This is a genomic window from Streptococcus sp. 27098_8_70 (assembly GCF_041432215.1).
GTDB classification, from domain to species: Bacteria; Bacillota; Bacilli; order Lactobacillales; family Streptococcaceae; genus Streptococcus; species Streptococcus oralis_CP.
In genome coordinates, this window is sequence record NZ_JAPVZD010000004.1 from 27080 (window position 1) to 40392 (window position 13313).

At 43.4% G+C, this 13313-nt stretch carries 14 protein-coding genes and 1 pseudogene; 13 read left to right on the top strand and 2 right to left on the bottom strand.

Annotation, left to right across the window (positions count from 1 at the left end):
* The first annotated feature begins 19 nt into the window (after positions 1–19).
* Positions 20–1030 carry an ABC transporter substrate-binding protein gene (locus tag O3655_RS07470; RefSeq protein WP_084944953.1) on the top strand — a complete coding sequence of 337 codons (1011 nt, stop codon included), beginning with the start codon at positions 20–22 and terminating at the stop codon, positions 1028–1030.
* Positions 1011–1703: an alpha/beta hydrolase-fold protein gene (locus O3655_RS07475; protein WP_042768622.1), complete on the top strand. Its 693-nt coding sequence runs from the start codon at positions 1011–1013 to the stop codon at positions 1701–1703. Before O3655_RS07470 ends, O3655_RS07475 begins: the two co-directional genes overlap by 20 nt.
* Positions 1704–1745: 42 nt before the next feature.
* Here O3655_RS07475 and O3655_RS07480 read toward each other — a convergent pair whose 3' ends face one another.
* Positions 1746–2495 carry a 1-acyl-sn-glycerol-3-phosphate acyltransferase gene (locus O3655_RS07480; protein ID WP_049479540.1) on the bottom strand — a complete coding sequence of 250 codons (750 nt, stop codon included), beginning with the start codon at positions 2493–2495 and terminating at the stop codon, positions 1746–1748.
* A 133-nt stretch (positions 2496–2628) separates the two neighbouring features.
* Here O3655_RS07480 and O3655_RS07485 point away from each other — a divergent pair, with 133 nt between their 5' ends.
* From O3655_RS07485 to O3655_RS07510, 6 genes and pseudogenes are all read left to right on the top strand, one after another.
* Positions 2629–4965 (top strand): cation-translocating P-type ATPase, encoded by a 2337-nt coding sequence (locus O3655_RS07485; protein ID WP_049479548.1) that lies wholly within the window; start codon positions 2629–2631, stop codon positions 4963–4965.
* 101 nt (positions 4966–5066) lie between these two features.
* The gene (locus O3655_RS07490) at positions 5067–5744 is read left to right on the top strand and encodes a tRNA (adenine(22)-N(1))-methyltransferase TrmK (RefSeq protein ID WP_308697163.1); all 678 of its coding nucleotides are present in this window, start codon (positions 5067–5069) and stop codon (positions 5742–5744) included.
* Complete coding sequence (locus O3655_RS07495; RefSeq protein WP_308697164.1) at positions 5731–6528, top strand: Nif3-like dinuclear metal center hexameric protein; 798 nt, start codon at positions 5731–5733, stop codon at positions 6526–6528. Before O3655_RS07490 ends, O3655_RS07495 begins: the two co-directional genes overlap by 14 nt.
* Positions 6529–6544: 16 nt before the next feature.
* Positions 6545–7648: an FAD-dependent oxidoreductase gene (locus O3655_RS07500; protein WP_308697165.1), complete on the top strand. Its 1104-nt coding sequence runs from the start codon at positions 6545–6547 to the stop codon at positions 7646–7648.
* 102 nt (positions 7649–7750) lie between these two features.
* The gene (gene galE, locus O3655_RS07505; protein WP_308697166.1) at positions 7751–8770 is read left to right on the top strand and encodes a UDP-glucose 4-epimerase GalE; all 1020 of its coding nucleotides are present in this window, start codon (positions 7751–7753) and stop codon (positions 8768–8770) included.
* Between the two features lies 1 nt (position 8771).
* Positions 8772–9738 (top strand): annotated as a pseudogene (locus tag O3655_RS07510) (glycosyltransferase family 2 protein).
* 75 nt (positions 9739–9813) lie between these two features.
* On the opposite strand, the gene O3655_RS07515 reads toward O3655_RS07510, so the two are convergent.
* Entirely contained in the window at positions 9814–10017 is a 204-nt protein-coding gene (locus O3655_RS07515) for a ferredoxin (RefSeq protein ID WP_002874767.1), read from the bottom strand.
* A 45-nt stretch (positions 10018–10062) separates the two neighbouring features.
* Here O3655_RS07515 and O3655_RS07520 point away from each other — a divergent pair, with 45 nt between their 5' ends.
* The 5 genes from O3655_RS07520 (at position 10063) to clpX (ending at position 13312) form a co-directional block, all read left to right on the top strand.
* Positions 10063–10569 (top strand): SAG1386/EF1546 family surface-associated protein, encoded by a 507-nt coding sequence (locus tag O3655_RS07520; RefSeq protein WP_076984714.1) that lies wholly within the window; start codon positions 10063–10065, stop codon positions 10567–10569.
* 9 nt (positions 10570–10578) lie between these two features.
* Positions 10579–11253, top strand: a complete 675-nt coding sequence (gene cmk / locus O3655_RS07525) for a (d)CMP kinase (protein WP_076984713.1) — start codon at positions 10579–10581, stop codon at positions 11251–11253.
* Positions 11254–11371: 118 nt separating this feature from the next.
* Entirely contained in the window at positions 11372–11878 is a 507-nt protein-coding gene (locus O3655_RS07530; protein ID WP_215804865.1) for a dihydrofolate reductase, read from the top strand.
* Positions 11878–12048, top strand: a complete 171-nt coding sequence (locus O3655_RS07535) for a hypothetical protein (RefSeq protein ID WP_000442252.1) — start codon at positions 11878–11880, stop codon at positions 12046–12048. Before O3655_RS07530 ends, O3655_RS07535 begins: the two co-directional genes overlap by 1 nt.
* Positions 12049–12079: 31 nt before the next feature.
* Positions 12080–13312, top strand: coding sequence for an ATP-dependent Clp protease ATP-binding subunit ClpX (gene clpX / locus O3655_RS07540; RefSeq protein WP_002874765.1), 1233 nt, complete (start codon positions 12080–12082; stop codon positions 13310–13312).
* Position 13313 lies beyond the last annotated feature (1 nt).

Consider the following 13313-nt stretch of genomic DNA (forward strand, 5'->3'; position numbering starts at 1 on the left):
TAATGAAAAGGAAAACAAGATGAAAAAAACACTAAGCATTTTACTCGTAACAGTAGCTACCCTAACTATGGCAGCTTGTGGTAACACTACTACAGAAAAAGCTACCACACAGTCTAGCACAGAAACAAGTCAAAAGGCCAGCACAGAGACGACTTATCCATTCACGGTCAAGACCTATGATGCTAAGGGGAATGAAGTCGAACAAGTCTTTGACAAGGCACCTGAAAAAGTTATCACCAACAATCTTTCAACCACTGAAATCTTGTTGGAGTTAGGCTTGAAGGATAAAATTGCTGGCATGCTCAACCCTGACAATGCTGTGACGGACAAATACAAGGACGCGATTGCGACGATTCCTCAAATTGGCGATAAAAAAACAGTCTCTCAAGAGACAGTGCTTTCTTATGAACCAGATGCTGTGATGGGTCGAAACATGATGTTTTCTGAAAAATCCTTGGGGACAGTTAGCACTTGGAATGAAAACAAAATCCCAGTCTATACGCAAAAAGCTTCTCTCTCAACAATTCAGCAAGATTTGGGAAATATTGTAGAAGATGTCAAAAATCTTGGAATGATTTTCAATGTTCAGGACAAGGCCAATGAATACGCAACTCAATTACAAGCTAAAATTGATGCTGTTAAGAAAGCAAACCCAGCAAGCCAAGGTGAAAAGAAAAAGGCTTTGATTATGGTTGCTTATAATGATGAAACCTTTGGTGCATACAAGTCTGCTTTGCAAGAAAGCTTGTTGAATCAACTTGGTTATACAAACGTTGCAACGGGAACATCAGGCTTGACCTTGGAAAATCTCGTGTCAATGGATCCTGAGTTGATTATCTATGTAACCAGCGACCGCAATAAAAAATTGGATGCCAACGCAGTAGAGTTGATGAAAGCAAATGAAGTTTTGGAAAACGTTCCTGCTATTAAGAATCAAAAAATCATGACCATTTCTTACGATGAGTTGATGGACTATGGTCCAGCAGTGATTGATTCCCTTGAGAAAATCAATGACTTTATCAATAAATAATGAGTTTGATTGGGAAGGGATCCAAGTCAAGGTCAGCCTTCCTTCGACCTATGATCCCAATCAAACCTATCCAGCGATTCTCTTGAATGATGGAAACTTGGATTTCCTATCCTCCCTTTCAGAATCTGTGATTTTAGTGGGCTTGACCTCTAAAAATCGCCTAGACGATTACACTCCCTGGAAGGCAGCTGCTCTGAGAGAGGGAGCTCCAGATTTTGGCGGTCAGGCAAATGCCTATCATAGTCATTTATTTGGAGGTCTTTTAGATAAGTTGCAGGCGCTTTATCGCCTGGACAAAAATCGCCTTGCTTATGGAGGTCACTCACTAGGTGGTTTGGCGGCCGTTTACAGTCTTTTCCGTTTTGATAAGGTCTCTTGTATCTTCTCTATCTGCGGTTCCTTTTGGTATCCTGATTTTACGACTTATTGCAAGGATGAAAATGTGAGAAATCTAGATTGTTTGCTGTATTTACAGAATGGTCAAACAGAAGGAGCCCATCATACCAATCGCTTGGCTCAAGCACCAGTCTATGCTGAGCAGATTCATACCAGTCTTCAGAAACACTATCCGACTAGTCAGTTTGTCTTTGATCCCTATGGGCATCATGAGCAAGTGGCTGAACGATTCCTAGCCTTTTCCAACTGGTTGGCCCAAAAATGGAAAATCGAATAAAAGAAATATCCCTTGGTTTTTACCAAGGGATAATTGTATTTCTTAACCAAGAGACTCTCTCTTCTTATCTGGATTCCAGATAAAGCTTGCGATGAAGGTAAAGATAATCGTTAGGATACCAACAATCACAGCAAGGAAGAGGGCAGGGATGCGGACAAACCACCAGAGTGGATTTGGTTTTTTATCATTGTGCCACTGCTTGGTTTCTTCGTCCAAACGTTGGAATTCTGCTTGGATACGGTCTGCAACCATTTCAATCCCTTCATCATTCATTTTCTTGATGTCTGAGATATCGATAGGATTCCCAAAGTTCATATCCACACGTTCACGGCTGACCAATCCCTTCAAGGTCATGGGACCGGTGTAGGTGACAGGCATGATACGGACCTTGGCCATTTTGGCAATCAAGGCAACTCCACCCTTGACATCATTTGAGTGACGGCTCCCACTTGGGAACATGATGAGAGAGCGGTCGCTTTTTTTGAGGACGTTGATAGGGTACTTGATGGCAGAGGCGTTAGGTTTTTCCCGGTCGATAGGAAAGGCGCCACACATACGGATCCACCAGCCAAAGATACGGTTGTTAAATAGCTCTTTTTTGGCCATAAAGATGAACTGTTTTGGCTTGGTTGCAAAGGCCATGTAAACAGGATCCCACCAGGTACGATGAGGAGCGACGAGGATATAGTTTTCGTCTCGGCTAGGGATTTTATCAGTATTGTGATAGTGGGCATTGCCATTGATGGACCACAAGATCAGCATGACTAGTCCACGCAAATAAGTATAAAACATGAGAACTCCTTCGATTGTATTGCTTTTATTATTATACCTTATCGAAAGACTACTGGCAAACTTTTTCAGTTTTCAGTGGACAGTTTTTGGATGAGATTAGAATTCTGCTAAAAAAAATGATATGATAGAGTTTATGGATAAAAATATGATAATGGGATTAACCCAAAGAGAAGTCAAGGAAAGACAGGCTCAAGGTTTGGTCAATGACTTTACCGCATCAGCCAGTACCAGTACTTGGCAAATCATCAAACGAAATGTTTTTACACTTTTTAACGCATTAAACTTTGTTATTGCCCTAGCGCTTGCCTTTGTGCAGGCTTGGAGCAATCTGGTCTTCTTTGCCGTTATTTGCTTTAACGCTTTTTCTGGGATTGTGACCGAGCTGCGAGCCAAACACATGGTGGACAAGCTCAATCTCATGACCAAGGAAAAGGTCAAAACCATCCGTGATGGTCAAGAAGTCGCTCTCAATCCTGAAGAATTGGTTCTAGGAGATGTCATTCGTTTGTCTGCTGGAGAGCAGATTCCTAGTGATGCCTTGGTTTTGGAAGGATTCGCAGAAGTCAATGAAGCTATGTTGACGGGTGAGAGTGATTTGGTGCAAAAAGAAGTGGATGCCTTGCTTTTATCAGGGAGTTTCCTAGCCAGTGGCGCAGTTTTGGCTCAAGTTCACCATGTCGGGGCAGAAAACTATGCTTCCAAACTCATGCTGGAAGCCAAGACCGTTAAACCCATCAACTCTCGTATCATGAAATCGCTAGACAAGCTAGCTGGTTTTACTGGGAAGATTATCATTCCCTTTGGTCTGGCCCTCTTGCTAGAAGCCTTGCTTTTAAAAGGCTTGCACCTCAAGTCATCCGTTGTAAATTCGTCGACAGCACTTTTGGGTATGTTGCCTAAGGGAATCGCCCTTTTGACCATCACTTCGCTCTTGACTGCAGTGATTAAGCTAGGCTTGAAAAAGGTTTTGGTTCAGGAGATGTACTCTGTTGAGACCTTGGCGCGCGTGGATATGCTCTGTTTGGACAAGACGGGAACCATCACCCAAGGAAAGATGCAGGTGGAGGCTGTTCTTCCTTTGACCGAAGAGTATGGTGAGCATGCGATTGCCAGCATTCTGACTAGCTATATCGCTCATAGTGAGGATAAAAATCCTACAGCTCAAGCCATTCGCCAGCGTTTCCAAGGAAAGGTTGCCTACCCTATGCTTTCCAATCTTCCCTTCTCTAGCGACCGCAAGTGGGGAGCTATGGAGTTAGAAGGGCTAGGGACAGTTTTCTTAGGTGCGCCTGAGATGTTGTTGGACTCTGAAGTCCCAGAAGCTAGAGAGGCCTTGGAGAGAGGCTCGCGTGTTTTGGTCTTGGCCCTCAGTCAGGAAAAACTAGATCATCACAAACCACAGAAACCGTCTGACATTCAAGCCCTGGCCCTGCTGGAAATCTTGGATCCGATTCGAGAAGGAGCAGCTGAGACACTAGACTATCTTCGTTCCCAGGAAGTGGGACTCAAGATTATCTCTGGTGACAATCCCGTTACAGTTTCCAGCATTGCCCAGAAGGCTGGCTTTGCAGACTATCACAGCTATGTAGATTGCTCAAAAATCACGGATGAGGAATTGATGGCCATGGCTGAAGAGACAGCTATTTTCGGACGTGTTTCCCCTCATCAAAAGAAACTCATCATTCAAACGCTGAAAAAAGCAGGGCATACAACGGCTATGACAGGGGACGGAGTCAATGATATCCTGGCTCTTCGTGAGGCGGATTGTTCGATCGTAATGGCTGAAGGGGATCCGGCGACTCGTCAGATTGCCAATCTAGTTCTCTTGAACTCAGACTTTAATGATGTTCCTGAGATTCTCTTTGAAGGTCGTCGCGTGGTCAATAACATCGCCCATATCGCACCGATTTTCTTGATTAAGACCATCTATTCCTTCTTGCTTGCAGTCATCTGTATTGCCAGCGTTTTACTAGGACGGTCTGAGTGGATTTTGATTTTCCCTTTCATTCCAATCCAGATTACCATGATCGACCAATTCGTGGAAGGTTTCCCGCCATTCGTTCTGACCTTTGAGCGAAATATCAAACCTGTTGAGCCAAACTTCCTCAGAAGATCCATGCTTCGCGCCCTACCAAGCGCCCTCATGGTCGTCTTCAGCGTTCTTTTTGTGAAAATATTTGGAGCAAGTCAAGGTTGGTCTGAGTTAGAAATATCAACCCTCCTCTATTATCTTCTTGGGTCTATCGGTTTCTTATCTGTATTTAGAGCCTGTATGCCATTTACCCTCTGGCGTGTTCTCTTGATTGTCTGGTCTGTAGGAGGCTTCCTAGCCACAGCTCTCTTCCCAATGATTCAAAAGTTGCTTGAAATTTCGACACTTACAGGACAAACATTCCCTGTTTACCTTGTCATGATGGCTGTCTTTACTGTGATATTTATCTTAACCAGTCGTTATCAAGCTAGAAAATAAAGAAAGGCTGCAATCTGTGGATTGCGGTCTTTTTAGGTGCAAGATTGCTAGCTGAAGTATGGTATAATAAAAGGTAATAGAGTTTTGGAAAGTGAGAGAAGATGATTTCAAAGAGATTAGAATTGGTGGCGTCCTTTGTACCACAGGGAGCTATTTTACTAGATGTGGGAAGTGACCATGCTTATCTGCCCATCGAGTTAGTTGAGAGAGACCAAATCAAAAGCGCCATTGCAGGTGAGGTGGTGGAAGGCCCCTACCAGTCAGCGGTGAAAAATGTTGAGAATCACGGTCTAAAGGAGAAAATTCAGGTTCGTTTAGCCAATGGCTTGGCAGCCTTTGAAGAGGCTGAACAAGTATCGGTTATCACCATTGCTGGTATGGGTGGCCGTTTGATTGCTACCATATTGCAAGAAGGTTTGGAAAAGCTAGCTAATGTAGAGCGTTTAATCCTCCAACCCAATAATCGTGAAGACGACTTGCGTATTTGGTTGCAAGATAACGATTTTCAGATTGTGGCAGAAAGCATCCTAGAAGAAGCAGGCAAATTCTACGAGATTTTGGTGGTGGAATCAGGACAAATGAAGCTATCAGCCAGTGATGTTCGCTTTGGACCTTTCTTGTCCAAAGAGGTCAGTCCAGTATTTGTCCAAAAATGGCAAAAAGAAGCTGTTAAGCTAGAGTTCGCTCTCGAACAAATCCCGGAAAAAAATCTGGAGGAACGACAAGTTTTAGTAGATAAAATTCAAGCCATCAAGGAGGTACTCCATGCTAGCAAGTGAAGTAATTAACGCATATGAAGCCTTTTGTCCTCAGGAATTTTCAATGGAGGGAGACAGTCGTGGCCTGCAAATCGGTACTTTGGACAAGGATATCCAAAGGGTCATGGTTGCCCTCGATATTCGAGAAGAGACGGTGGCAGAGGCCATTGAAAAGGGTGTGGATTTGATTATCGTTAAGCACGCGCCTATCTTTCGTCCCATCAAGGACTTGGTAGCCAGTCGTCCGCAAAATCAGATTTACATCGACCTGATCAAGCATGACATTGCAGTTTATGTCAGCCATACCAATATTGACATCGTTGATAACGGGTTAAATGACTGGTTCTGCCAGATGCTAGGCATTGAGGAGACGACTTATCTCCAGGAAACAGGCCCAGAACGTGGGATTGGTCGTATTGGAAATATTCAGCCTCAGACCTTTGGGGAATTGGCCCAGCATGTCAAGCAAGTCTTTGATCTAGATAGTCTTCGAATGGTTCATTATCAAGAGAGTGATTTGCAGAAGCCCATTTCAATAGTGGCTATCTGTGGCGGTAGTGGTCAATCTTTCTATAAGGATGCTTTAGCTAAGGGAGCAGATGTCTATATCACTGGCGATATCTATTACCACACAGCTCAGGATATGCTGTCTGATGGCTTGTTGGCGCTGGACCCGGGCCACTATATCGAAATTCTTTTTGTCGAAAAAATTGCTGACCTCCTTAATCAATGGAAGGCAGAAAAGGATTGGACCATTGATATCATACCTAGCCAAGCATCGACCAATCCTTTCCACCATATCTAGTTAGAAAGTGAAGACAATGAAAAAAGTTGCCATTATCGGAGCAGGGATTGTGGGGGCGACAGCTGCCTACTACCTCTCCAAAGAAGCAGATTTAGAGGTGACTGTTTTTGACCATGGCCAAGGTCAGGCAACCAAGGCAGCAGCGGGAATTATCAGTCCTTGGTTTTCCAAACGTCGCAATAAAGCCTGGTATAAGATGGCGCGCTTGGGGGCTGACTTTTATGTGGATTTATTGGACGATTTAGAAAAGTCAGGTCAGGAAATAGACTTTTACCAGCGTTCGGGAGTTTTTCTCTTGAAAAAGGATGAATCCAAGTTGGAAGAACTCTATGAACTAGCTCTCCAGCGCAGAGAAGAATCTCCCTTGATAGGTCAGTTAGCCATTTTAGACCAAACGTCTGCGAATGAATTATTCCCTGGCTTGCAGGGATTCGACCACCTGCTCTATGCTTCTGGTGGGGCGAGAGTAGATGGCCAACTCTTAGTGACTCGTCTGCTAGAAGCCAGTCAAGTCAAGCTGGTCAAAGAAAAAGTGAGTCTGACACCTTTAGCATCAGGTTACCAGATTGATGAAGAGGTGTTTGATCAGGTTATTTTGGCGACGGGAGCTTGGCTGGGGTACATATTAGAACCCTTGGGTTATGATGTGGATGTTCGTCCTCAGAAAGGGCAACTCCGAGATTATCAACTTATCCAAGACATGGAATCTTACCCTGTTGTCATGCCAGAGGGGGAGTGGGATTTGATCCCTTTTACAGGTGGGAAATTGTCCTTGGGCGCTACTCATGAAAATGATATGGGATTTGATTTGACGGTAGATGAAACCTTGCTCCAACAAATGGAGGAGGCGGCCTTGCCTCACTATCCAGCCTTGGCAGAAGCGAAATCATCGGGTGAGCGTGTGGGAATTCGTGCCTATACCAGTGATTTCTCCCCTTTCTTTGGGCAGGTACCAGGATTGGCAGGTGTCTATGCGGCTAGTGGACTAGGTTCATCAGGCCTCACAACTGGTCCGATTATCGGTTACCATCTAGCCCAGCTGGTCCAAGACAAGGAGTTGACCTTGGACCCAGTAAACTATCCAATTGCAAACTATGTCAAACGAGTAAAAAGCGAATAAGTATTTTACTGAAATTTTAGCAGGTAGTTTAGGATGTCAAATGACATTCCCTATCAAAAATGATAAAATAAGAAAAAATAATCCGAGAATCGAGGAAAAAAGATGCAAGAAAAGATTTTGGTAACTGGTGGTGCTGGATTTATCGGAACCCACACTGTTATTGAGTTGATCCAAGCAGGTCATCAAGTGGTTGTGGTGGATAATCTTGTCAATAGCAATCGTAAAAGTTTAGAAGTTGTTGAAAGAATTACAGGAGTCAAGATTCCTTTTTATGAGGCAGATATCCGTGACACAGATACCCTCAGAGATATTTTCAAGCAGGAAGAGCCGACTGGTGTCATTCACTTTGCTGGTTTGAAGGCTGTTGGCGAATCAACACGCATCCCTCTTGCCTACTATGACAACAATATCGCTGGAACTGTCAGCCTTCTAAAAGCCATGGAAGAAAATAACTGTAAGAACATCATCTTCAGTTCTTCTGCGACAGTTTACGGAGACCCTCATACAGTTCCAATCTTAGAAGATTTTCCGCTTTCAGTGACCAACCCGTACGGTCGTACCAAGCTCATGCTAGAGGAAATTTTGACCGATATCTACAAGGCAGACTCAGAATGGAACGTGGTATTACTTCGTTACTTTAACCCAATCGGAGCGCATGAAAGTGGAGACCTAGGAGAAAATCCAAATGGAATTCCAAACAATCTCTTACCTTATGTTGCACAAGTAGCAGTGGGCAAACTAGAGCAAGTGCAAGTATTTGGAGATGATTACGATACAGAAGATGGAACTGGGGTTCGTGACTATATCCATGTTGTCGATTTAGCTAAAGGTCACGTTGCAGCTTTGAAAAAACTCCAAAAAGGTTCAGGTCTTAACATTTATAACCTTGGAACTGGTAAAGGTTACTCAGTTCTTGAAATTATCCAAAATATGGAAAAAGCAGTGGGGCGTCCTATTCCTTACCGCATCGTAGAACGCCGCCCAGGTGATATCGCTGCCTGCTACTCAGACCCAGCAAAAGCCAAAGCAGAACTCGGATGGGAAGCAGAACTCGACATTACTCAAATGTGTGAAGACGCATGGCGTTGGCAAAGCAAGCATCCAAATGGATTTGAAGACTAAGATGATGATTTCAATCATTGTCCCTTGTCTAAACGAAGAGGAAGTACTTCCTCTTTTTTATCAGTCTGTGGAAGCTCTGCTTCCTGACTTGGGAGCAGAAGTCGAATATGTCTTTGTAGACGATGGCTCAAGCGATGGGACCTTAGAGCTTTTGAAGGCCTATCGGGAGCAAAATCCTGCGGTCCGTTATGTCTCATTCTCACGAAATTTTGGGAAAGAGGCAGCCTTATACGCAGGCTTGCAGCATGCAACTGGAGACTTGGTGGTCGTGATGGATGCAGACCTCCAGGATCCTCCAAGTATGTTGCTCGAAATGAAGGCCTTACTAGACCAGAATGCAGACTTAGACTGTGTTGGGACACGGAGAACTAGTCGGGAGGGAGAACCATTTTTCCGCAGTTTCTGTGCCGACCTCTTTTACCGCCTCATGCAAAAAATTAGCCCAGTGGCTCTACCCTCAGGTGTCCGTGATTTTCGCATGATGAGAAGGTCTGTGGTAGATGCTATTTTAACCCTGACTGAGTCCAATCGTTTTTCTAAAGGACTCTTTGCCTGGGTGGGTTTTAAAACGCACTATCTTGATTATCCAAACGTTGAACGACAGGCTGGCAAGACCAGTTGGAGTTTTAGACAACTCTTTTTCTACTCGATTGAAGGGATTCTTAACTTTTCAGATTTTCCCTTGAGTATAGCCTTTGTAGCGGGACTCCTATCTTGTTTTCTTTCTTTTGTGATGACATTTTTTGTAGTGTTTCGGACTCTTATATTGGGAAATCCGACATCTGGTTGGACGTCTTTGATGGCTGTCATCCTCTTTCTTGGAGGGATTCAACTTCTGACGATTGGTATTCTCGGTAAGTATATTAGTAAGATTTATCTAGAAACCAAAAAAAGACCACTCTATCTCGTCAAAGAAAAAAGTGACCTTTCTCTTGTTGAAGGAAAAAAATAACCAAAAAAGACTATAATTTTACCTAGAAATATGCTAAACTAGTAAGTGTGGGAAAAATGAGAAAAAATCAATTATATTTATTTCCTGCTTCCTACGATGGATCTTTTAGGAGTGCTCGTGTAGGACAATTTTTGATGGCCTCCAGAACATCGCTGGTCTCAGCGATTTCTCTTTGCAATTCGACTGGATCATCGTAAAATCGAACGATTCCATTATCATGGTAATCAAAGAGTTCAGAATAAGTTTGGCAAAGCCCGCAGGCGATGCACCGTTCGGGTATAAGTGTGACTTTCATATTTATATTGTAATAAGAAAATGTAAAAAAAACAAGGAGTAAGGTATGGAAAAAGAACCGTGGCAAGAAGATATTTACGAAAACAATGAGGAAGAAACAAGATCAGAGCGTCGACACCGGAAACAAAAAGGGAAAGGCGTTGTTGCCAATCGTGTCTTGACAGTTCTAGCTAGCCTCTTCTTTGTAATTGTTGTAGCGATGGTAGTTGTATTGATTTACCTATCAACCGGAGGAAGCAATCGTACTTCATCTTTGAAGGACTTCTATGATGCATCGTCTCCTTCTACAAGTTCAAGTTCTAAAGTGGAAGCATCATCATCTTCAAGTAGCAAGGTAGAGGAAACATCTTCTTCTGAATCAACACCTTCAGAGAGCAGTTCGGAAGAACATACAGAGGGTGAAGGAACACTTACAGTACAGCCGGGAGAGGGAGAAGCAGCTCTTGCTCAACGTGCAGGGATTTCCATTGCCCAGCTAGAGGCTCTAAATCCTTCTCATATGTCATCTGGATCTTGGTTTGCCAACCCAGGTGATGTGATTAAGACAAGATAGGAGTCGGTCATGAAGACAATTCAAATTGCTATCGATGGTCCGGCTTCGAGTGGTAAGAGTACGGTCGCAAAGATTGTCGCTAAGGATTTTGGTTACACTTATCTGGATACAGGTGCTATGTACCGTGCTGCGACTTATATAGCGCTCAAACACCAGTTGGATGCAGGAAATGTAGATCAACTTCTCGAGCTTCTTAACCAACACCCCATTAGTTTTGGTCGTTCAGAAACTGGTGAGCAACTTGTTTTTGTAGGGGATGTTGATATTACGCATCCGATTCGTGAAAATGAAGTGACCAACAAGGTTTCAAGCATTGCTGCCATTCCTGAAGTGCGTGAGAAACTGGTTTCGCTCCAGCAAGAGATTGCTCAGCAAGGTGGTATCGTCATGGATGGGCGTGATATCGGGACAGTTGTTTTACCACAAGCTGAACTCAAGATTTTCTTAGTGGCTTCTGTTGAAGAAAGAGCAGAGCGTCGTTACAAGGAAAATATTGTTAAAGGGATTGAAACAGACCTTGAAACGTTGAAAGAAGAGATTGCGGCGCGTGACTACAAGGATAGTCATCGTGAAACCTCACCTCTCAAACAGGCTGAGGATGCAGTTTACCTTGACACAACTGGACTAAGTATCCAAGAAGTGGTCGAAAAAATCGAATCAGAAGCAAAAAAATATTTGTCCTAGGGACGAGAGGAGCAGGCTAAATGAAGCCTGCTCCTTTTCTCTCTTTTGCGCGCGTTTCAAAACAGTCTTTTTGGGAGAATTTTGATAAAATAGTAGTATCAATAAAAAGGACGGAAGCATGACAAAGAAAATCATAGCCATTTGGGCCCAAGATGAAAAAGGTGTGATTGGGAAGGAAAATCGTCTCCCTTGGCATTTGCCAGCAGAGTTGCAACATTTTAAGGAAACAACTTTAAATCATGCTATACTGATGGGGCGAGTGACCTTTGATGGCATGGGACGTCGTCTGCTTCCAAAACGGCAAACCCTGATTTTAACGCGCAATAGCGAAGAAGTCATAGATGGGGCGCTCGTATTTCAAGATGTGGAGTCTGTTTTAGCGTGGTATCAGAGTCAGGAAAAAAATCTCTATATCATTGGCGGAAAACAGATTTTTCAGGCTTTTGAGCCCTATTTAGATGAAATCATCGTGACACAGATTCATGCTCAGGTGGAGGGAGATACCTATTTTCCTGAGGAATTTGACTTATCTCATTTTGAGACAGTAGCAAGTAAATCTTACACCAGTGATGAGAAAAACGACTATGATTTTACTATCGAATACCGAGATAGAAAGGAAGTCTAATGGAGCGCAGTATATTTGGATTTTTTACAGCTTTTTTGTGTGTGATCTGTATTTTGACTGGAGCACAGGCTTTTCGTAAGAAGCGCTATGGACTGTCTGCCTTACTCTGGTTGAATGCTTTTACCAATCTGGTAAACAGTGTCCATGCTTTTTATATGACCTTATTTTAGATAGAATGAAAATATAGAATGGAAGGAAATCATGCCTACAAATAGGAAAAATGATATGATGGTTTATTGCTCATTTTGTGGCAAGAGCCAAGAAGAAGTAAAGAAAATAATCGCTGGGAACAACGCCTTTATCTGTAATGAATGTGTGGAATTGGCCCAGGAAATCATTCGGGAGGAGTTGGCCGAGGAAGTTTTGGCAGACTTGTCTGAAGTACCAAAACCAATCGAACTCCTCAATATCTTAAACCACTATGTGATTGGTCAAGATCGTGCCAAACGTGCCTTGGCAGTGGCTGTATACAATCACTATAAACGCATTAATTTCCACGATACGCGTGAAGAGTCAGAAGATGTGGATTTGCAGAAGTCAAATATCCTGATGATTGGTCCAACTGGTTCAGGGAAAACTTTCTTGGCTCAGACTTTGGCTAAGAGCTTGAACGTGCCTTTTGCTATTGCAGATGCGACAGCTCTGACTGAGGCTGGGTATGTGGGTGAGGATGTGGAAAATATCCTCCTCAAACTCCTGCAGGCTGCTGACTTTAACATCGAACGTGCAGAGCGTGGGATTATTTACGTGGATGAAATTGACAAGATTGCCAAGAAGAGCGAGAATGTGTCTATCACACGTGATGTTTCGGGTGAAGGAGTGCAACAAGCTCTCCTCAAGATTATCGAGGGAACCGTTGCTAGCGTACCGCCTCAAGGTGGACGCAAACATCCACAACAAGAGATGATTCAAGTAGATACCAAAAATATCCTCTTCATCGTGGGTGGTGCCTTTGATGGCATCGAAGAAATAGTTAAACAACGTCTGGGAGAAAAAGTCATCGGTTTTGGCCAAAATAACAAGGCGATTGACGAAAACAGCTCCTACATGCAAGAAATCATCGCAGAAGATATTCAAAAATTTGGGATTATCCCTGAGTTGATTGGACGCTTGCCTGTCTTTGCAGCTCTTGAGCAATTAACGGTCGATGACTTAGTTCGCATCTTGAAGGAGCCAAGAAATGCCTTGGTGAAACAATACCAAACCTTGCTTTCTTATGATGATGTTGAGTTGGAATTTGACGACGAAGCCCTTCAGGAAATCGCCAATAAAGCCATCGAACGCAAGACAGGGGCGCGTGGTCTTCGCTCCATCATCGAAGAAACCATGCTAGATGTTATGTTTGAAGTACCGAGTCAGGAAAATGTGAAATTGGTCCGCATCACAAAAGAAGCTGTCGATGGAACGGAAAAACCAATCCTAGAAACAGCCTAGA